The 20,077-nt window shown below is 65.9% G+C and carries 16 protein-coding genes; 9 read left to right on the forward strand and 7 right to left on the reverse strand.

The features are described from left to right. The first annotated feature begins 167 nt into the window (after nt 1-167). Complete coding sequence (gabD, locus tag ABWY06_RS17380) at nt 168-1,634, forward strand: NADP-dependent succinate-semialdehyde dehydrogenase (protein WP_353926893.1); 1,467 nt, start codon at nt 168-170, stop codon at nt 1,632-1,634. Between the two features lie 150 nt (nt 1,635-1,784). After that, complete coding sequence (gabT, locus tag ABWY06_RS17385) at nt 1,785-3,065, forward strand: 4-aminobutyrate--2-oxoglutarate transaminase (RefSeq protein WP_353926831.1); 1,281 nt, start codon at nt 1,785-1,787, stop codon at nt 3,063-3,065. 144 nt (nt 3,066-3,209) lie between these two features. Here gabT and ABWY06_RS17390 read toward each other — a convergent pair whose 3' ends face one another. Next, complete coding sequence (locus ABWY06_RS17390) at nt 3,210-6,098, reverse strand: EAL domain-containing protein (RefSeq protein WP_353926832.1); 2,889 nt, start codon at nt 6,096-6,098, stop codon at nt 3,210-3,212. A gap of 365 nt (nt 6,099-6,463) precedes the next feature. On the opposite strand from ABWY06_RS17390, the gene arsS reads away from it, so the two are divergent. The 4 genes from arsS (at nt 6,464) to ABWY06_RS17410 (ending at nt 11,462) form a co-directional block, all read left to right on the forward strand. After that, complete coding sequence (gene arsS, locus ABWY06_RS17395) at nt 6,464-7,417, forward strand: arsenosugar biosynthesis radical SAM (seleno)protein ArsS (RefSeq protein WP_353926894.1); 954 nt, start codon at nt 6,464-6,466, stop codon at nt 7,415-7,417. 34 nt (nt 7,418-7,451) lie between these two features. Beyond that, nucleotides 7,452-8,495: a methyltransferase domain-containing protein gene (locus ABWY06_RS17400; RefSeq protein WP_353926833.1), complete on the forward strand. Its 1,044-nt coding sequence runs from the start codon at nt 7,452-7,454 to the stop codon at nt 8,493-8,495. Between the two features lie 109 nt (nt 8,496-8,604). Continuing rightward, nucleotides 8,605-10,746: a dihydrolipoyl dehydrogenase family protein gene (locus ABWY06_RS17405; protein ID WP_353926834.1), complete on the forward strand. Its 2,142-nt coding sequence runs from the start codon at nt 8,605-8,607 to the stop codon at nt 10,744-10,746. Next, nucleotides 10,743-11,462 carry a DUF3047 domain-containing protein gene (locus ABWY06_RS17410; RefSeq protein WP_353926835.1) on the forward strand — a complete coding sequence of 240 codons (720 nt, stop codon included), beginning with the start codon at nt 10,743-10,745 and terminating at the stop codon, nt 11,460-11,462. The genes ABWY06_RS17405 and ABWY06_RS17410 overlap by 4 nt, the downstream gene beginning before the upstream one ends. Nucleotides 11,463-11,487: 25 nt before the next feature. Here the strand turns inward: ABWY06_RS17410 and ABWY06_RS17415 are convergent, their stop codons facing one another. Then, nucleotides 11,488-12,573: a fatty acid desaturase gene (locus ABWY06_RS17415; RefSeq protein WP_353926836.1), complete on the reverse strand. Its 1,086-nt coding sequence runs from the start codon at nt 12,571-12,573 to the stop codon at nt 11,488-11,490. A gap of 96 nt (nt 12,574-12,669) precedes the next feature. On the opposite strand from ABWY06_RS17415, the gene ABWY06_RS17420 reads away from it, so the two are divergent. Both ABWY06_RS17420 and ABWY06_RS17425 read left to right on the forward strand, forming a co-directional pair. Beyond that, nucleotides 12,670-13,683, forward strand: a complete 1,014-nt coding sequence (locus ABWY06_RS17420; protein ID WP_353926837.1) for an AraC family transcriptional regulator — start codon at nt 12,670-12,672, stop codon at nt 13,681-13,683. Then, nucleotides 13,683-14,762 (forward strand): FAD-dependent oxidoreductase, encoded by a 1,080-nt coding sequence (locus ABWY06_RS17425; protein ID WP_353926838.1) that lies wholly within the window; start codon nt 13,683-13,685, stop codon nt 14,760-14,762. The genes ABWY06_RS17420 and ABWY06_RS17425 overlap by 1 nt, the downstream gene beginning before the upstream one ends. Nucleotides 14,763-14,785: 23 nt before the next feature. Here ABWY06_RS17425 and ABWY06_RS17430 read toward each other — a convergent pair whose 3' ends face one another. From ABWY06_RS17430 to ABWY06_RS17450, 4 genes are all read right to left on the reverse strand, one after another. After that, nucleotides 14,786-15,085 (reverse strand): hypothetical protein, encoded by a 300-nt coding sequence (locus tag ABWY06_RS17430; protein ID WP_353926839.1) that lies wholly within the window; start codon nt 15,083-15,085, stop codon nt 14,786-14,788. 21 nt (nt 15,086-15,106) lie between these two features. Beyond that, the gene (locus ABWY06_RS17435) at nt 15,107-15,736 is read right to left on the reverse strand and encodes an NAD(P)-dependent oxidoreductase (RefSeq protein WP_353926840.1); all 630 of its coding nucleotides are present in this window, start codon (nt 15,734-15,736) and stop codon (nt 15,107-15,109) included. A gap of 499 nt (nt 15,737-16,235) precedes the next feature. Further along, entirely contained in the window at nt 16,236-16,559 is a 324-nt protein-coding gene (locus tag ABWY06_RS17445) for a protealysin inhibitor emfourin (RefSeq protein WP_353926842.1), read from the reverse strand. Between the two features lie 16 nt (nt 16,560-16,575). Then, nucleotides 16,576-17,640 (reverse strand): M4 family metallopeptidase, encoded by a 1,065-nt coding sequence (locus ABWY06_RS17450; RefSeq protein ID WP_353926843.1) that lies wholly within the window; start codon nt 17,638-17,640, stop codon nt 16,576-16,578. A gap of 717 nt (nt 17,641-18,357) precedes the next feature. Here ABWY06_RS17450 and ABWY06_RS17455 point away from each other — a divergent pair. Then, the gene (locus ABWY06_RS17455; protein ID WP_353926895.1) at nt 18,358-18,762 is read left to right on the forward strand and encodes a con-10 family general stress protein; all 405 of its coding nucleotides are present in this window, start codon (nt 18,358-18,360) and stop codon (nt 18,760-18,762) included. 590 nt (nt 18,763-19,352) lie between these two features. Here the strand turns inward: ABWY06_RS17455 and ABWY06_RS17460 are convergent. After that, a complete protein-coding gene (locus ABWY06_RS17460; protein ID WP_353926844.1) occupies nt 19,353-20,039 on the reverse strand; it encodes a Crp/Fnr family transcriptional regulator in 687 nt (228 codons plus the stop codon). Nucleotides 20,040-20,077: the final 38 nt, after the last annotated feature.

The raw sequence follows: 20,077 nt of genomic DNA on the forward strand, positions 1-20,077 counted from the left end.
ACAGGGCGGCGGCGAACGGGGCAATGCGTCGCATTCGGGCGATCTCCACGGTGAAAGGACCGATGATAGCGCCCCGGAATGCCCCCGGCCGGTCTTGTAACAGCTACCGACGCCAAGCGATATACTCGTCAGCTTCCCCCCGGGAGGTACCCATGAACGCCGCCGTCATGCAGGCCCGCAGCGCACTCAGCACCCTCAAAGATCCCTCGCTTTTCAAGGATAAAAACTATATCGACGGGCAGTGGGTCGGCGCCGACAACGGCACGACCATCGACGTGGACAACCCGGCCGACGGGTCGGTCGTGGGCACCGTGCCCAACTGTGGTGCGGCGGAGACCAAGCGCGCCATCGAGGCCGCCCGTGTCGCCCAGCACTCCTGGGCCAAGCTGACCGGCCGCGAGCGCTCGATCATCCTGCGCAAGTGGTTCGACCTCATGGTCGCCAACGCCGACGACCTCGCGCTCATCCTCACCACGGAGCAGGGCAAGCCCCTGGCCGAGGCCAAGGGTGAGATCGTCTATGCCGCGTCCTTTATCGAGTGGTTCGCCGAAGAAGCCAAACGCATCTACGGTGACACCATCCCCGGTCATCAGCCGGACAAGCGTCTGATGGTGCTCAAGCAGCCGATCGGGGTTACTGCCGCCATCACGCCCTGGAACGTCCCCGCGGCGATGATTACCCGCAAGGCCGGCCCGGCCCTGGCTGCCGGGTGCACCATGGTGATCAAACCAGCCAGCCAGACGCCGTTCTCGGCGCTGGCCTTGGTCGAACTGGCCCACCGTGCCGGCATCCCGAAGGGCGTGCTGTCGGTGGTCACCGGTTCCGCTGGCGATATCGGCGGCGAGCTGACTGGCAACCCGATCGTGCGTAAGCTGTCCTTTACCGGCTCCACCGAGATCGGTCGCCAGCTGATGGCCGAATGCGCCAAGGACATCAAGAAGGTGTCCCTGGAGCTGGGCGGCAACGCGCCCTTTATCGTGTTCGACGATGCCGACCTGGACGCTGCGGTGGAGGGCGCCCTGGCGTCCAAGTACCGTAACGCCGGGCAGACCTGTGTCTGCGCCAACCGCCTCTATGTACAGGAAGGCGTGTATGACGCCTTTGCCGAAAAGCTGATCGCCGCGGTGGCCAAGCTGAAGATCGGCAATGGCCTGGAGGCCGGTATCACCACCGGCCCGCTGATCGACGAAAAGGCCGTTGCCAAGGTTCTGGAACATATCGAGGACGCGGTGAGCAAGGGCGCTCGCTTGGTCGCGGGCGGCAACAGTCTGGGCGGCAATTTCTTCGAGCCGACCATCCTGCTCGATGTGCCGAAGAACGCCAAAGTCGCCAAGGAAGAGACCTTCGGGCCGCTGGCGCCACTGTTCCGCTTCAAGGACGAGGCCGAAGTGATCGCCCTGTCCAACGACACCGAATTTGGCCTGGCCTCCTACTTTTATGCACGGGACTTGGGGCGTGTGTTCCGCGTCGCCGAGGCACTGGAGTACGGTATCGTGGGGGTCAACACCGGGATCATTTCCACCGAAGTCGCGCCTTTTGGCGGGATCAAGGCCTCGGGCCTGGGCCGCGAAGGGTCCAAGTACGGCATCGAGGATTACCTGGAAATCAAATACCTGTGCCTGGGCGGCATCTGAGCCGCCTGGTACCACGATAACGCGCTTTTACCGAACCCCCCGAAGTCTCGGTAGGGTTCGGGCAGTCGATCATCGTATGCTGCCCGAGCCCGTTGCACAGACTTCCTGCCTTGAACTGAGCCGCCCGATGAGCGGCGAATGAGGACACCCATGAGCAAGACCAACGAATCCCTGATGCAACGCCGCCAGGCCGCCGTGCCCCGTGGTGTTGGCCAGATCCATCCGATCTTTGCCGCGTCGGCGAAAAACTCCCGCGTGACCGACGTCGAAGGCCGTGAGTTTATCGACTTCGCCGGCGGTATCGCGGTGCTCAACACCGGGCACTTGCACCCCAAGATCATCGCGGCCGTGCAGGACCAGTTGACCAAGCTGACCCACACCTGCTTCCAGGTGTTGGCCTACGAGCCCTATGTTGAGCTCTGCGAGAAGATCAACGCCCGGGTGCCGGGTGACTTTGCGAAAAAAACCCTGCTGGTCACCACCGGTTCGGAAGCGGTGGAAAACGCCGTGAAGATCGCCCGTGCCGCCACCGGCCGCGCCGGCGTGATCGCCTTCACCGGGGCCTACCACGGTCGCACCATGATGACCCTGGGTTTGACCGGCAAGGTCGTGCCCTATTCCGCGGGCATGGGCCTGATGCCCGGCGGTATCTTCCGCGCGCAGTTCCCCTGTGAGCTGCACGGCGTCAGCGTCGACGACTCGATCGCGAGCATCGAGCGAATCTTCAAGAACGATGCCGAACCCCGGGACATCGCCGCCATCATCATCGAGCCGGTGCAGGGCGAAGGTGGTTTCTACGTCGCGCCCAAGGCCTTTATGCAGCGCCTGCGGGCCCTGTGCGACCAGCACGGCATCCTGCTGATCGCCGACGAAGTGCAAACCGGCGCCGGGCGTACCGGCACCTTCTTCGCCATGGAGCAGATGGGCGTCACCGCCGACCTGACCACCTTCGCCAAATCCATCGCGGGCGGCTTCCCCCTGGCCGGCGTGTGCGGCAAGGCCGAATACATGGACGCGATCGCGCCGGGTGGCCTGGGCGGTACCTATGCCGGTAACCCGCTGGCTTGTGTGGCCGCCCTGGCGGTAATGGACGTGTTCGAGGAAGAAAAACTGCTGGATCGCTGCAAGGCGGTCGGCGAAACGCTGGTCACCGGACTCAAGGCCATCCAGGCCAAGCACCCGGTCATTGGTGAAGTGCGTGCCCTGGGCGCGATGATCGCCCTGGAGCTGTTCGAGGGAGGCGATCATCATAAGCCGGCCGCCGCGCTGGTCGGGCAGATCGTGGCCAAGTCCCGGGACAAGGGCTTGATCCTGCTGTCGTGCGGCACCTACGGCAACGTGTTGCGGGTGCTGGTGCCGATCACCGCCGAAGACGAGGTGCTGGAGCAGGGTCTGGCGATTATTGCCGAGTGCTTCGACGAACTGGCCTAAGCCCCAGTCGAGTGTCCAGAGACCCGCTTCGGCGGGTCTTTTTATTGGGCGTTGTAACCAGGCGGCACTTTGCTGAGGGACCCCTGTCGATTCGGTGCGGCTGAGCGCTATAGGCCTGGCCCGAGCTGGTCCAGGGCGCGATCTTCAGCTGTTCGACGGATCGAGGTTCAACACTGGGGTCGGGGTATCGGCCAGCTCGGCCAGCGGCCGCGGTCGGTCGATCAGGTAACCCTGGGCGTAGTCGACGCCCAACTGCCTGACGCAGTCCAGGGTGGCCTGGCTCTCGACGAACTCGGCAACCGTCTTGAGTCCCAGCTGCGTGGCGATCTGCTGCATGGAGCCGACCATGGCTTGGTTGATCGGATCCTGTTCCAGGCCATGAATAAAGCTGCCGTCGATCTTCAGGGTGTCTAACGGCAGATGACGCAGATACGCGTAGGAGGCGAAGCCGCTGCCGAAGTCGTCCAGTGCCACCTTGAGCCCCCGCTCGCGCAGCTGGGCGATCCAGTTGGCCGAGACCGCCAGTTCGCCCAGGGCGACCATTTCCGTGACCTCGATGCACAGCTTGCCCGGCGCCAGGGGGTAGCGTTCCAGTTCGGCCCGCAGCCACAGGTGAAACTCCGGGTCGAGCAAGGAACCGGCACTGAGATTGACGTTGGCTTGGGCCAACTGCCGCTGGTGTCGGGGGTTGGCCGCCAGCCACTGCAGCAGGTGATGGATCACCCAGCGGTCGACGGCGCCCAGCAGGCCGTAGCGCTCGGCCGCGCCGAGAAACTGCCCGGGGGTGACCCACTCGCCGCTCTGCGGGTCACGGTAACGCAGCAGTACCTCGTAGTGCTGGCCCGCCGAGGGCCCCTGCAGCGGTACCACGCTTTGGAAATACAGGGCGAAGTGTCCCTGTTCGAGGGCGGCGCGCAGGCGCGTGGTCCACTGCAACTGGCGGCGGTGTTCGCGCAAGGCACCGTCAGCCGGATTGAACAGGTGCACGCGGTTGCGCCCCTGGTGCTTGGCCAGCAGGGCGGCGCTGTCGGCCCAGTTCAAGGCCGTTTCCCAATCGGCCACGCCGGAGCTCAGGGCCAGTACGCCGATGCTCACGCCCAAGCGGAAGGGCCGCCCTTCCCAGGTGAAGACAAATTGCTCGACCGCCTGGCGCAAGGTTTCCGCCTGCAACAGGGCCGCGTCGGTGTCCAGCGCGCCGAGCATCACCGCGAACTCGTCGCCTCCGATCCGTGCCAGTTGCGCCTGGGTTGTTGGCAGCTGGCGCTGCAGGTGCGTGGCCAACTGGCGTAGCAGCTGGTCGCCGGCCGAATGCCCGCACAGGTCGTTGACCTGCTTGAACTGGTCCAGGTCGAGGTAGAGCAAATGGCTGAAAGGCGGGTGTGACGCGCCCAGGCTTTCCTGCAGCAGGCGCTCGAGCTCGCGGCGGTTGAGCAGTCCGGTCAGGGAGTCGTGCGCCGCCAGGCGTTGCAGGCGCTCTTCCAGGGCGCGGCGTTCGCTCAGGTCCACCACTATGCCTTCAACGCAGTCCTGGGCGGGGCGCAGGTGCAGCGACAGGTATACCCAGCAGTGGCCGCCGCCGCGGCTGTGCAGCTGGCATTCGCCGCTGACGGTGGGTTGCTCGGCACTCAAACGTGCGCTCAGGGCGGTCCAGCCAACGCCTAAAAACACCTGCTGCAGCGGCGTTTCCAGCAGGTCTTTCGACTCGCCGCCCCACAGGCGCAGAAAGCTCGGGTTGGCCTCCAGTACCCGGCCGCCGCGGGTGCAGCGCAGGATGCCTTCACCGGCATTGCGAAACAGCGCCTGGTACTGTTCCAGGTTGCCGATGGCCTGCTGCTGGCTGGCCAGCAGTGCCTGGCGGATTCGCTCCAGTTGCTTGCCGTTGAGCAGGCCGAACAGAAAGACGCTGATCACCGGCAGATAGGCGTGCAGGTAGTTCAGCGTCGGGGTGGTGGCAATGGCGCCGGCGCGGCTCAGCGGCACCAGCATCATCAGCATAATGGCGCCGCCCCAGCAGGCGAGGAAACCGCGGGCGAAGGGGCGTTGCAACCAGACGGCGGCCAGGGTCAGGCTCAGCTGGAACAGGCCGGTGAGCAGGATCAGGCTGTTGAGCAGGGCGTAGGCGCGATGGCTGTACGGCCCACAGATGGCCCACAGCGCCGTGGCCAGAATGGCCGTGAACAGGCTGTTGCGGGCCCAGCGCAAACGGCGCTCCTGCAGCTTTAACGCCGAGCAGATAAACAAGGTGCTGAAGATCAGCATCGCCGAGCCGCTCAGGTCGGCCAGCACCGAGGGGAACCGCGGCCACTGCTGCAGCAACAGGCCAACGATGCCTTGGGTCGCGGCGTTATACAGCGCCACGCTGAGGGCGGTGGCGCAAAAGAAGCCCAACTGCGGCCGGCGCAGGGCGCTGTACTTGAGCAGGTGGAACAGCGCCATCATCAGCAGTGCGCCGAACACCACCCCGCTTTGCAGCCAGTTGCGCGCCATTACCGTCGTGCTTTGGTCCCCCCCGATCAGCTGCATGGGCAGGTTCAGGGACGAATGGCTTTTGACCCGTAGCAGCAGGCTATGGGGCCCTTCGCCCAATGGCGGCAGGCGCAGCATAAAGTGCGGATAGGGTTCGCCGCGTGCGTCGAATGGCAGGCGACTGCCGCTGTGCAGCTGGGCCAGGACTTGGTCGCCGCGGTACAGCCAGACCTCGAGGTCTTCGAGGAACGGGTGGTCAATGATCAACCGCAGATGCTCATCCGCGGCGCTTTGCAGGGCGAACCCGACCCACCAGGTGCTGTCGCTGTAACCCAGGCGCGGGCTGCCCTCGATGGGGCTTCCCTGTTGCCGCAAGCGCTGCAGGGCCAGGGCGGGCTGCAGGCTGCCGGCGGGGTCTTCCAGTACCCGGCTGTGTTCCACGCTGACGGCGTGTTGCAAGTCGAGGCGGCGTAAATCCAGCAGCGGCAGCTCGGCCATGGCCGTGCGCGCGCCCAGCCCGCCATAGAGGCTCAGCAGCACCAGTAGCAGGCGCAGGCATACAGACATTCATGATCCCTCGAGAACGGCGCCCGCGTGCCAGAACAAGGGTTCCGGCCGACAATAACGCCCAGGCAGTTTAGCCGAGTGCCGGTTCGCTGATTGCGGGGGGAGTCTCACTCAGCCGTCTCGATGGCGACATCCGCGCATCGGTGCAGGCCCGCTGAGCGGGCAGGCGTCGGGCCATCAACGGCCTCGCCAAGTCCAGGCGGGGTCAGCTGTAGCCTGTGGGCGAATAGGCGTAACATCGACGCTGCCCGAAACAGCCAACGGATGGGTGTCGGGGCCGGGAGGCGCCGGGCAATTCCGCTGTAACAGGTTCACCCGGCCAGGGGTCTTCTGCCTTGGCCCCGCAGGAGTCTACCGTGCACGCCATGTTGCCCTTGCTCGACCAGCTGGCCTTTCCCGCGATCCGTCGCGGCGCGTTGCAGGCCCTGCAGGTCAACCTGACCTACCGCTGCAATCAACGTTGCCTGCATTGCCATGTGAACGCCGGGCCGAACCGCACCGAGGCAATGACCGACGAGTGCCTGGCCGTGCTGCACCAGGTCATCGATGCCCATCCGGTGGAGACCCTAGACCTCACGGGCGGGGCGCCGGAACTGCACCCGCGGTTCCGCGAGCTGGTGCGGCATGCGCGGCGCGAAGGCCTGCGGGTGATCGACCGCTGCAACCTGACCATTCTCAGCGAGCCAGACCAGGAAGACCTGGCAGACTTTCTCGCCGACCAGCGGGTCGAGGTCAGCGCCTCCTTGCCCTGTTATTCGCGTGGCAACGTCGACCAGCAGCGTGGCGATGGCGTTTTCGATGCCAGCATCGCCGGTCTGCGCCAACTCAACGCGCTGGGTTATGGCCAGCCAGACAGCGGGCTGCTGCTCAACCTGGTGTACAACCCTCAGGGTCCCAGCCTGCCGCCGCCCCAGCAAGCGCTGGAACTCGACTATAAACGTCACCTGGCCGAGGATTTCGGCATCCATTTCAACCATCTGCTGACCATCACCAACCAGCCGATCGCGCGCTTTGGCAGCACCCTGGTCAGCCGTGGCCAGTTCACCGACTACATGCAATTGCTGCGCGACAGTTACCGTGCGGAAAACCTCGCGCCGCTGATGTGCCGCAGCCTGGTCAGCGTCGACTGGCAGGGTTACCTGTACGATTGCGACTTCAACCAGATGCTCGAGCTGCCGCTGGCATTGATCGGGCGCGAACGCGCCCACCTGCGCGACTTGCTACAGACGGGGCTGGACGGCAACCCCATCGCCACCCGTGATCATTGTTTCGCCTGCACCGCGGGCCAGGGCTCCAGTTGTTCCGGCGCCCTGGCCTGAGGCATCGCTCGCACCTTCGACAAGGACCCGCTTTATGCACGAACAGGTAAAGACCTATTACGGCCAGACCCTGCAGTCCTCGGCGGACCTGCAGACCAGTGCCTGCTGCACCACCGCGGCGCCCCCCGAGTATGTGAAGCGGATCCTCGGCCGGCTGCATGACGAGGTGCTTAGCCGTTACTACGGCTGTGGCCTGATCGCCCCGGCCGCCCTCGAGGGCTGCACGGTGCTGGATCTCGGCTGTGGCGCCGGTCGGGATGCCTACTGCCTGTCGGCCCTGGTCGGTGAGTCGGGGCGGGTGACGGGGGTCGACATGACGGTCGAGCAATTGGCCGTGGCCCGCCGTCATCAGGCCTACCATGCCGAGGCATTCGGCTACGCCGAGTCCAACCTGGAGTTTCTCGAGGGCGAGATCGAGGCGCTGGATCGCCTGGGCCTGGAGAGCGAGCGTTTCGACGTGCTGGTGTCCAACTGCGTGATCAACCTGGTACCGGACAAGGCGCGGGTGCTGCGAGAGGCCTGGCGGGTGCTCAAGCCCGGGGGCGAGCTGTATTTTTCCGATGTCTATGCCGATCGCCGGGTGCCGGCGGAGTTGGCCGCGGACCCGGAGCTCTATGGCGAATGCCTGTCCGGCGCGCTCTATTGGGGGGATTTCCTGGGGTTGGCCAAGGCCGCCGGCTTTGCCGACCCGCGCCTGGTGGAAGACCGTCCGCTGCAGCTGAACAACCCGCGTATCGCCGAGCGCATCGGCCATATCGGCTTTTTCAGCGCGACCTACCGCCTGTTCAAGCTCGAGGGCCTGGAACCGGCGTGCGAGGACTATGGCCAGGCGGTGGTCTATCGGGGCAGCCTGGCCCACCAGCCGCAGGCGTTCCGCCTGGACAAACACCATGTCATCGAGCGGGGCAAGGTGTTCCCGGTGTGCGGCAACACCTACCGCATGCTCAAGGAATCGCGCTTTGCCGAGCATTTCCAGTTTATCGGCGATTTCTCCACCCATTACGGCATCTTCGCCGGCTGCGGCAGCCTGCTGCCGTTCGACCCCCAGCTGGCCGATGCCAGCGGCGGCTGTTGTTGAGGTCGCCTCGAAACGCGCCGCGGTTGGCCTGCGCGCCAACTGTCGTGCTCGACCGCTCCGGCGTGACCCCAGCGGCGTGCCTTGCCCCATGCACTGAGCGGGAAACCCGATGAATAGCCGCAAGTTGCTCCTGTTGGTGCTGTTGCTGACGGCGATCGGCAGTTTTTTCGCCTTCGACTTGGGCCATTATCTCGATCTGCAGGCCCTCAAGGCCCAGCAGGCGGCCCTGGCGGCCCAGGTGCAGGCGCACCCCTGGGCCGCAGCCGGGCTGTTCTTCCTGGCCTACGTGGCGGTCACCGGGCTGTCGCTGCCGGGGGCGGCGCTGATGACCTTGCTGGCCGGCGCCCTGTTCGGCTTGCTCCAAGGCTTTGTGCTGGTGTCCTTCGCCTCGACCCTGGGGGCCACCCTGGCCATGCTCAGCAGCCGTTACCTGCTGCGTGACTGGGTACGGGGGCGCTTTGGTCCGCGCCTGGCGGGTATCGATGCGGGGGTCGAGCGCGAAGGTGCGTTCTACCTGTTCGCCTTGCGCTTGGTGCCGCTGTTCCCGTTCTTCCTGATCAACCTGGCCATGGGCCTGACCCGCCTGCCGGTGCGCCGCTATTGGTGGGTCAGCCAGCTCGGCATGCTGCCTGGCACCCTGGTCTATGTGAATGCCGGGCGCGAGCTGGGCCGGCTCGATTCGCTGAGCGGAATCCTCTCGCCGGGGCTGCTCGGTGCCTTCGTGTTGCTGGGGCTGTTCCCGTTGATTGCCGGCAAGCTGCTGGGGTGGCTGCAGGCACGCCGGGTCTATGCCGGCTGGCACAAACCCAAGGCCTTCGACCGCAACCTGCTGGTGATCGGTGCCGGTGCCGGGGGCCTGGTCAGCGCCTATATTGCCGCCGCGGTCAAGGCCAAGGTCAGCCTGATCGAAAAGCACAGGATGGGCGGCGATTGCCTGAACAGCGGCTGCGTGCCTTCCAAGGCCCTGCTGCGATCGGCCAAACTGGCCCACGCGCTGACCCAGGCCGAGGCGCTAGGATTCGAGGCGCTGCAACCGCGGGTGGATTTCGCCGCGGTCATGACGCGCATCCAGCGGGTGATCAGCGCGATCGAGCCCCATGACTCAGTCGAACGTTACACCGGGCTGGGGGTCGAGGTGATTCAGGGCCAGGCGACCCTGATCTCGCCCTGGACGGTCAGCGTCAACGGCCAGTGCCTGAGCGCGCGCAGCATCATCATTGCCGCCGGGGCGCGCCCCCTGGTACCGACCATCCCCGGCCTGGAGCAGGTGCAGGCCTTCACCTCGGACAGCATCTGGGCGCTGCGCGAGCAACCGCGCTGGCTGCTGGTGCTGGGCGGCGGGCCGATCGGCTGCGAGTTGGCCCAGGCCTTCCAGCGCCTCGGCAGCCAGGTGATCCAGGTCGAGCTGGCCGAGCGTCTGCTGACGCGCGAGGACCCCGATGCCAGCGCGCGGGTGCTCGAGAGCCTGCGGACCGATGGGGTGGATGTGCGCCTGCAGCACCGCGCCGAACGCTTCGAGCGGATCGACGGCGAGCAGCGCATGATCGCCCGGCGGCTGGACACCGGGGAGCAGGTGACCATCGCCTTCGATTGCCTGTTGCTGGCCCTGGGTCGGGTGGCGAATGTCAGCGGCTACGGCGTCGAGACCCTGGGTCTGACGCTGCGACCCAACGGCACCCTGGAAACCGACGACTACCTGGCCACGCGTTTTCCCAATATCTACGCGGTGGGCGATGTCACCGGTCCCTACCAGTTCACCCATGTGGCGGCGCACCAGGCCTGGTATGCGGCGGTCAATGCGCTGTTCCACGGCTTCAAGCGTTTCAAGGTCGATTACCGGGTGATCCCGGCCTGCACCTTCACCGACCCCGAGGTGGCCCGCGTCGGCCTCTCGGAAACCGAGGCGAGCCTGCAGAAGATTGCCTTCGAAGTGACCCGCTACGGCATCGAGGACCTGGACCGCGCCATAGTCGACGACGTCGCCCGGGGTTACGTGAAGGTGCTGACCGTGCCCGGTAAGGACCGCATTCTCGGGGTGACCATTGTCGGTGAGCAGGCCGGCGAGCTGCTGGCCGAATACGTGCTAGCGATGAAACACGGCTTGGGATTGAACAAGATCCTCGGCACCCTCCACAGCTACCCGACCCTGGCCGAGGCCAACAAGTATGTGGCCGGCGAATGGAAGCGCGCCCATGCACCACAGCGGCTATTGCGCTGGGTCGAGGGTTTTCATGCCTGGCGGCGGGGATGATGCGCGTCCTGGCGCTGCTCCTTTGGGTGTTTGCCCCCCTGGCCCTGGCCGACAACCGCCTCACGCCCTGGACCGCCGGCCCGCCCGCTGGCGAATGGTCGTCGCCCTGGCGCCTGGCGGATATCCCCAAGCTCAAGCCTTCGGTTCGCCGCCTGGAGCAGCAGCAGGGTCGGCCCGTCCTGCGCATCGAGGCCGAGGCCGCCGCTGGCGGCCTGCTGCATCCCCTGGACCTGGACGGCGCCACGGCCTGGCAACTGAGCTGGCAGTGGCGCACCGAACAGTCCCTGCAGACGGCGCGCTTCGCCACCCGCGAGGGTGACGACTACGTGGCCCGGGTCTACGTGCTGCTCGATTACCCGCTGGACAGCCTGTCGTTCGTCACCCGGCAGAAGCTGCGCCTGGCCCGCGCCTTCTTCGACCCGGACCTGCCGGCGGCTACCCTGAGCTACGTCTGGGACAACCGCGAGGCCCCCGGCACCGCGGCCCGCAGCGCCTATACCGAGACGGTGGAGATGCGCGTGCTGCGCGGTCCGGAAGCGCCCCTGGGGCAATGGCTGACGGAGCGCCGCGATCTGCGCAGCGACGCCATCGCCGCCTTTGGCAGCGCGCCGCGGCGCATCCTCGGGGTGGTCTTCGCCGCGGACAGCGACAACACCGCAGAGCGGGTGCTGAGCGAGTTCGCCGAACCGCGGCTGGAGCCCGTCGCCCGCCCCTGAGGCGAGGTACGCGGCGGCGGTGGGGTTATTCGCTGCCGGTCAGGGTCGCGGCGTGGGGCGTCGTCGACTGCCGTTCGGCGCGGCGGGTCCAGCGGTTGGCCCGGGTGAAGGTGCCAAAGTCGTTGAAGCGCACGCCCATGTCGCGCATCACCCGGTGGGCGACCGGCAGGCTCAGCTGGCGGATGTAAAAGGGCTCCTTGACCACGAAATGATGGATTGCATGGCTGCTGCCGAAGTTGCAGCAGAACAGCTGCAGCGGCCATAGCCACCAGGGATTGAGGACCTGGGTCTGCTGGATCAGGTTGCCCGGCTCCACATCGCCGTAGTAGTGCATGTTCGAACTGACGAAGTGCAGGCAGAAGGTGCGCAATACATTGGGCCCCACCAGCACCACCACGGCGCCATTGACCACCGCCATCAGCTGCAGGGTGCTGGCCGACCAGGCTGGCGGCGTGGCCAGCCAGGCTCCCAGGCCATCGATGGCGTGGAAGCCGAGGAACAGGTACCAGGTGGCCCAATGGAGCAGGCCCAGGGGCGCATAGACCTTCAGCGTGCGGCTGAGGATCGACCATTTGTGGCGAGCGGTCCTGGCCCGCAACAAGCGGATAAACGACGACATCATGTTATCGCCCACCATCAGCAGGCGTGCCGGGCCCCAGGGCTCGCCGTTGGTGATGGCCCGCTCCTCGAGGTCGGCCTCGGTACCCGACACCTTGTGGTGATTGAGGTGCAGGTGCCGGCGCACCCAGGGGTTGATGGTACTCGGCCGCGCCAGCCAGACCAGCGCCAGCATCAGGTTATGCGGCAGCCGGCGCTGGCGGAAATACATGGAGTGGATCAGGTCGTGTTCCAGCTCGTGGGTCAGGGACGCGAAAAAGGCGTTGAGCAGCACGCAGGCCCAGCCGGCCAGGTGACCGTCGAAGTACAGCGCCGCCGAACCCAGCATCCCGCCTAGGGCCAGGGCCAGAATGGCCACACCGAGGGCGTCCTGGTGGCGCAGCAGGGGATAGCGCTGGCGCAGCTCGATGCCGTGGGCCAGCACCTGGGCCCGTATATGGGCGGACCGTTGCGCGTCCGTTTGCAGGCCGGCAATTGCGTTGGCAGGGGGCATGCTGAGATCCTCGGTTGACAGGTGACTACTATCCCGCGAGGCTCGCGAAGGCGCCTGACCCCAGACGCCAACCTGTTGACCGGACACGCCAATCGCATGACCGCCGAACCCACCACCCTTGCCAGCTGGACCCGTGCCCTGCGCAAGCAGCTCGAAGCCCTGGGTCTGGACAGCGCCGCGCTGTGCCGCGCGGCGGGGCTCGAGCTGAGCCTGCTGGAGGCGCCGAATGCCCGTTGTACGCTGTCGGCGACCACCCGGCTGTGGCACCTGGCGGTGATCGCCAGTGGCGATCCGGCACTGGGCTTGCGCACCTCGCAGTACGTCAGCCCGACCACTTTCCATGCCCTGGGATATGCCCTGGTCGCCAGCAGCAGCCTGCGGGAGATGTTCGAGCGCATCGTGCGCTACCACCGGGTGGTCAGCGATGCCCTGGCATTGGAGTTGCGCGAGTGCACCGAGGGTTATGAGTTTTGCTTCTGGGTGCCGCCTGGAGGTCCGTCGCCGGCTGCCGAGGCGCTGGATGCGTTCGCCGCCATCTATGTGCGCAGCTGCCGCAATCGCCTGGGTCGGGACTTCGCTCCCCTGGCGGTGCACTTGCAGCGGCCGGCGCCGCTGGATGAACAGCCCTGGCACCAGGTCTTTCGGGCGCCGCTGCAGTTCGCGGCCGCGCAGAACCTGCTGCGTTTTTCCCGCGAGACCTTCGAGCAGCGCCTGGACGACGGCAACCCGGAGTTGGCCGAGCACAACGAGACCGTCCTCGAACGGACCCTCGATCAGTTGCAGGCCGACACGTGGCGCAGCCGCGTGCGTGCCTGCCTGCAGGCGCAGCTGCCGGCGGGTGAGCCGTCGGCCGAGCGCATCGCCCAGACCCTGCACCTGAGCCTGCGCAGCCTGCAGCGGCACCTGGCGCAGGAAGGCCTGAGCTACGACCGGCTGCTGGCCGAAACCCGCCAGCAGCTGGCGCTGCGGCATCTGCGCGACCCGCGCTGCAGCATCAGCGAGATCGCCTACCTGCTGGGTTTCGCCGATACCAGCAGCTTCAGCCGGGCCTTCAAGCGCTGGACCGGCGAGGCCCCCAGCCAATACCGCGAGCGGCAGGTGCGGCCGTGATGCCCTTCGATCTGTTGCTGGTCGGCGCCGGCCATGCGCACCTGGGAGTGCTGCGCCGCTGGACGCGGGGTAAACGGCCGGCGGGGCGTATCGCTCTGCTGAGCGAGGGGCCCTGGGCCTGGTATTCCGGCATGCTGCCGGGGCTGCTTGGCGGCCGTTACCGCCCGGAGCAATGCCGGGTCGAACTGGCGCCCCTGTGCCGGGCCGCCGGGGTGGCGTTAGTGATCGACCAGGTCGCGGCGCTGGATGCGGCCGCGCTGCGCCTGGGCTTGAGCGCAGGCACTGCGCTGGAGGCGGCCTGGTTGTCGCTGAACGTGGGCGCCCGGGTGCTGGCACCGCCCAGCCAGGACCTGGGCTTGCAGCTGCTGACGGTCAAGCCCTTCGATGCCTTCGTGGCGGCCTGGCCGGCTTGGCAGGCCGATCCACAACCCCTGGCGATTGTGGGCGGCGGTGCCGCCGGCGTCGAACTGGCGCTGGCCCTGGCGGGTCGGGTACCGGCCCTGGCCCTGTTTGCCGGTGGTCCGTTGCTCGCGGGGCTGGCGCCGGGATTGCGTCTGCGGGCCCTGAGTCAGCTGCGCCAACGGGGCGTACAGGTGCGGGAAGATTGCCCCATCCAACGGGTGGTGGAAGACCAGCTGCAGAGCGGCGGCGAGACGGTCTGGCGCGGCCCGCGGCTGCTGTTGGCCAGTGGCGCCAGCCCCTGGCCCTGGTTGCACGAGAGCGGGCTGGCGTGCGACGACGCGGGGTTCCTGACCATCGCCGCGACCCTGCAGTGCCAGTCCCACCCCCGGGTGTTTGCGGTCGGCGACTGCGCCAGCCTGCCAGGCGCGGTTCGCAATGGGGTATACGCGGTGCGCCAGGGCCCGGTGTTGGCCGACAACCTGGCGGCGGCCCTGTCGGGCCAGGCGCTGCGCCGCTACCGGCCGCAACCGCGGAGCCTGGCCTTGCTGGCCAGCGGCGACGGTGGCGCGCTTATGGCGTGGGGCCGCTGGAGTGGCGGTGGCCGGCTCTACGGGTGGTGGAAGGAGCGCCTGGACCTGGCCTTTATCCAGGCCCACCAGGGGCCCAACGGCGCTTGACGGGCCTGCGGAACGGGATCGGGTCAGTCATGCAGGCTCAGCTGTAACAGCTTGGCCACCCCCCAACCCAGTCCCAGGCCGATGCCGGTGCCCAGCAGGTCGGCGATAAACAGCGGCCGATCTTGTGCGCCGCCCCCCTGCAGGTACTGCCAACCGTAGGGGTACACCGCGACCACGGCCAGTGCCGGCAGCAACGCCAGGTAGTACCAGAAACTGCGCAGGTCATAGGGTTTGACCGATTTGCAGAACAGCACGAAGGCCGAGGCCAGGGCGGCCATGACACTGGTGCGAACGACTTGGAACAACAGCTCGGTGCTTTCCATGGGCTGCAGCTCCTGAGTGGGTCAACAGTGCAACTGGAGTCGCTGGCGCAGGTGGCAAGGGGACTCCAACTCGTCGACTACGGCGTTGGCGTAGGTCACCAGCGGCCGGCGCGGGTCGTCCTCGGCCAAGCCTTCGGGGTGGCGCAGGTCGTCGAGGTGAAACTGCTCGGTCACCGCCAGGGCGTTTACCAGGGTCCAGGGCAGGGGGCTGTCCAGCAGCTGGGTGTGCAGCGGCTGCGCCTCGGGCTGATCCAGCCAATCGAAGTGGTCGATCAGCAGCAGATGCTCCACGCCGGCCTGGGGCAGCGCCTGGAGCAGCCCCTCGATGGGCTGCTGAACCGCGGCCAGGCGGGATGCGCTGAGCGCCCCACCGAACAGCGCCGGGCTGTTGAGCACGCACACGACGCCATGCATGCCCGCGACGCTTTCGACGATACCGCGTTCCAACCCTTCCCGGGGGTGGCCGTCGGCGACCTGCAGGCTGCCGAGCTTGGTCCGCAGGCCGGGCCGGGCGCTCAGGGCATTGAGGTCTTCGAGCACGGCCAGGGTTTCATGCTGGCGGTTCAGCAGTTCCACCAGCAGCGCACTGCCCAGGCTGCAATGGACCCCGTAGAGGGCGAATTTTCGCACCGCGGTTTCCAGGTTACGCATCAGCCTGCGCCATGGCCCAGCGGAACCTGGGTCCAGGGCGCGCGTGGTGCACGCCGCCGTTCCTGGTGGAGCGGGCCGCGCCTGGCTGGGCCCTCGACGGGGGCGGTCGGGCGAAGCGGGACGACAGGGTGATGGCGGCGGGCGATGCGCAGCATGCCCCAGAGCATGCTTGCCGCCACACACAGCCAGCCCGCAATCATCAGAAGGATCAGCGCTGCTGGGGTCATGGTCAGTTCCTCATCGTTCAGCGGCCCCTGAGGGGTCGCAAAGGGCGCGGGCCGGCTGACTAGGGCGGAGCGGGCACAGCGCGTGGCCAAGGCGACTGGACAAAGCGACTCGGCAGAGTCAATAGGAGCAGGCTTTGTGCCACAACCGACGATTGGCACGAATGCAGCAAAGTCAGGGGCTTAGCCCCAACTGCTGATAAGTCCTTGCATGCAGGGTGCATGAGCGCCCCCGGGCGGGCGGGCGTTTTGCATGATCCACGGCCTGCCTGGGTTCAGGGCAACGGCGCGGGTTTGGCCTTGAGGCGCTGCAGGGCCTCGATCAAGGCGGCCAAGGCCGGTTCGCTGATGGGCACGCTGGTCTGCACCCGATGCCGTCGGGCGCCGTCCTCGATGCTCAGCACAAAGGTCTGGCAATCGGCCCTGCCGGCGGTCGCGCACTCCAGGCGCGCCGGCAGGTGAAAGAAATCGGCGGCCTCGACCAATTGCCTGAGCCGGTCCGCCGTTTCGCGGTCGAGTTGCTCCAGGTCCAGCGTCAGCGGTCGATTCAGACCGGGAAAAAACGCCAGACCACCGCTTTGATTCAATTCGATTCGCACTGCAGTGCCTCCAGGGTCATACCTTGATGCCGACCGCCGACCAGCCTGTCGCGACAGCGCGTCGTTCAGGGCTGCTGCGACCGAAAATGCGGCCGGCCACATCATGGGTGATACCGGCGAAGCGCCGGAATCCGCTATTGGGTCTCAGGCGCGAATCACGCAGGGCCTCGTACCAGATACGCCCGGCACGCTCCCAGGCGAAGCCGCCCAGCTCCATGGCCACCTGGTAAAACGCGTGATTGGGAATGCCCGAGTTGATATGCACGCCGCCGTTGTCCGCAAAGGTGACCACGAAATCGCGCATGTGTTTGGGTTGCGGGTCCTTGCCCAGCAGCGGGTCGTCGAAGGCGCTGCCCGGGTCGCTCATGGAACGCAGGGCCTTGCCGTTGACGCCGCTGGCCAGCAGCCCTTGGCCGATCAGCCAGTCGGCCTGCTCGGCCGTCTGTTTTTGCACGTATTGCTTGATCAGGGAGCCGAACACGTCGGACATGGATTCGTTAAGGGCCCCCGACTGGTTGAAGTACTGCAACTGCGCCTCGTCCTCGGTAACCCCGTGGGCCAGTTCATGGCCGATGATGTCCAGGGCGATGGTGAAGCGATTGAATATGTCGCCGTCGCCGTCGCCAAAGACCATTTGCACCGAGTTCCAGAACGCGTTGTTGTAACCCTGGCCAAAATGCACGGTGGCATCCAGGGGCAGGCCGGAGCCGTCAATCGAATCGCGGTCGAAGATGTCATGGAAAAAATCATAGGTGGCGCCCAGGCCGTCAAAGGCTTCGTCCACCGCGATATCGTCCGTGGGGCCCTGGCCCTCGATGCGCACACTGCGGCCGGGCAGCTCCTGGGAGCCGTCGGCGGTGAACACGGTACGGCGTTTCTGCCGACTGGCCTGGCCGGTGGGCAGACTGCTGCGTGGGGTGGGCGGCGCGGCCATGCGCAATGCGCGGAAGGTGTTGTCCACGGAAATCGTGCGCAGGGCCTTGGCGCGTTGGTCGGGGCTGCCTTTGTGAACGATTTCATCGAGCACATAGGGCGGAATGATGCAAAACAGCGGGTTGCGCGGGTGATGGTGCCGGCACATGGTGATGAACCTCCTGTTCAGGGTGATAGTGCTTGGCATGGACCACCGCCGCTCGCAAGCACCCCGCCGGGACGGTCAGGCGAGGTGGGAGGGGCTTGGACGAGCGCTATAGCTGAGCATCTATCGCTCATCCATGAGCGGGCGTGGCGGTAAGGCCGGGTGTGGTCCATTCCCCTAGGTTTAGCAGCCCTGACCGCAGCTGCCGAGTCGGTGGCGGTGGCGTTGAGCGCGCCGGCGCCGGTCAGTCCTCGCGTCGCGACGGCCTGGATGGCATCGCGCGCCGGGTTCCAGATGACCGGGTGGCTAAAGCCTGGACTGACCACTGGGAGCAATTCGCCGTGCAAGGTCGTTTTGTTTTTTAACTTTCTATCCATTTATGATGCGCCGTTATGCCCCCTTGAAAGGGTCGTGAAGTTGTCGCTCCGCGTTGTTTGCTACATCCATGGTGCCGCTAATACTTCGTCTAGTTGGCGCTTTAATACGTTGGGTTGGGTAGCGCTTTATTTCTGGTACTGTACTTCGCTGCGTCAGGTCAGGTTGAATTCTGTCGGGGCTGTAATTGCGTTTCGTGTTGCAGCTGCTGTACTGGGAGTATAAATAAAATATCCGAATCCTTTAAAAAGAATAAAACTTTTTTTTGTGTGGGCTCGTCCGAGCTGTTGAATGCCCGCAGTGCATTCCTTGGCATTCCTGGCGTTTTTCAACAGGAGAATTGAAATGACTCAGCAACAAGATGAGAGCGGCAAGAAAACCGGCCAACAACGCGGAGGCGAACGCAGCGGTGGCAATTTCAAGAACGATCCGCAGCGCGCCGCCGAAGCCGGCCATAAAGGTGGGCAAGTCAGCGGTGGTAACTTCAAGAACGATCCGCAGCGCGCCGCCGAAGCCGGTCATAAAGGTGGACAAGTCAGCGGTGGTAACTTCAAGAACGACCCGCAGCGCGCCGCCGAAGCCGGTCATAAAGGTGGACAAGTCAGCGGTGGTAATTTTAAAAACGACCCTGGGCGGGCTGCGGAGGCGGGCCGTAAAGGTGGCCAGAGCAGCGGTGCAAGTCGCAGTAGCCGTGCTGTCGAGAGCGATACGGAGCAAGGCGATAATCAGGAGCAGGACCAGGAACGTTGAACGGGTTAAATAGGCGCAACCCGGTTGGCCACAACACTACTTCTTTCATTAAGGCGCCTTCGGTGAGAGCCGGTTGTCCTCACCGGCTGAGGAGCCGCACTAGTTATTGGCTCGGTCAAAGCGCGGTGCATCCGCCGTACTTAAATAATCTTGCGGTGGCGACATTTGCCGCGGAGCAGGCTTGGCTGGAGCACCATTGTTGCTTTTTTCGGGCCAGGTCAAACGCTGGCGCGTCAGCCGCCCGTTTGGGCGCGGGCGCTGCAAGTGCAGGTATACACTGCAACGGTTCGGCGGTGGGCGCGGGTTATTCGGTCGTGCGAGCGGTGGACACTCGCCGGAGTTACTGTGGGCAATGACGCAGGCAGGGCCGGTAGTGCGCTTGGGCGGGAGCGGTCGACAGGACGGCTGCGCCCACCACGTGCGCCCAAATTAGGAGGCCGCCGCAAGGCGCTTAACATAATTACTCGGGTTTTCGGTGCCAGTATCAACAAGCCCTCCAGCCTCGGCAATTATTAAAGGTTGGGCAGCGTTATTCAGTATTGGGGGGAGCGTACCGCGATTTAATTCGGCGTGAGTTGCGTGGGGTCGCCTTATCCCCGCGTGGCTTCGGCCAGGCGGTCGATGTCGAGCAGTTCGATCTCGCCATAGCCCAGGTGCAGGATGCCGCGATCCTCCAGGTCCCTGAGAATCTGGTTGGTGGTCTGCCGGGACAGCCCCACCAGGGCCGCCAGTTGCTCCTGGGCCAGGGGAATGGTGCGCCGCGGGCCGCGCTGCTCACCGTAGTTGTGCGCGATCAGCAGCAGGCGACGGGCCAGGCGCGGTGCCGCAGGCAGCAGGCTGAGGTCCTCCAGGGCGATAAAGGCCATGCGCAATTTCTGGCTCATCAGCAGCGCCAACTCGCGCCAGTACTGCGGTTGTGCCTGGAGCAGGGTCAGCAGCGCGGCCTGGGGAAGCTGCAGCAGCAGGCTCGGGCCTTCGGCGCTGGCGTCGTGGGTGCGCGGCTGGCCATCGAACAGGGCGATTTCGCCGAACCAGTTGGGCGGTTCCACCAGGGTCAGCAGGGCCTCCTTGCCGGCCTGGTTGACCGCCCCGACCCGCACGGCACCCTCGAGCACCGCGTACAAGCCGCAAGGGGGATCGCCACGGCAGAACAAGGTCTGGCCGGCCCCCAGCCGACGGGGGATGGCGCAGGCCAGCAGCCGCTCCTGCAGCGCTGCCGGCAGTGTGTTGAACCAGTGGCCCAGCGCCAGACGGTCGTGCCACTGCTCTCGGCGCATGCTCGCTCCAGGTTTGTCAGTTAGCTGACAGAGTGCCA

The sequence above is a fragment of the Pseudomonas sp. genome, assembly GCF_040514055.1.
Taxonomy (GTDB): Bacteria; Pseudomonadota; Gammaproteobacteria; order Pseudomonadales; family Pseudomonadaceae; genus Aquipseudomonas.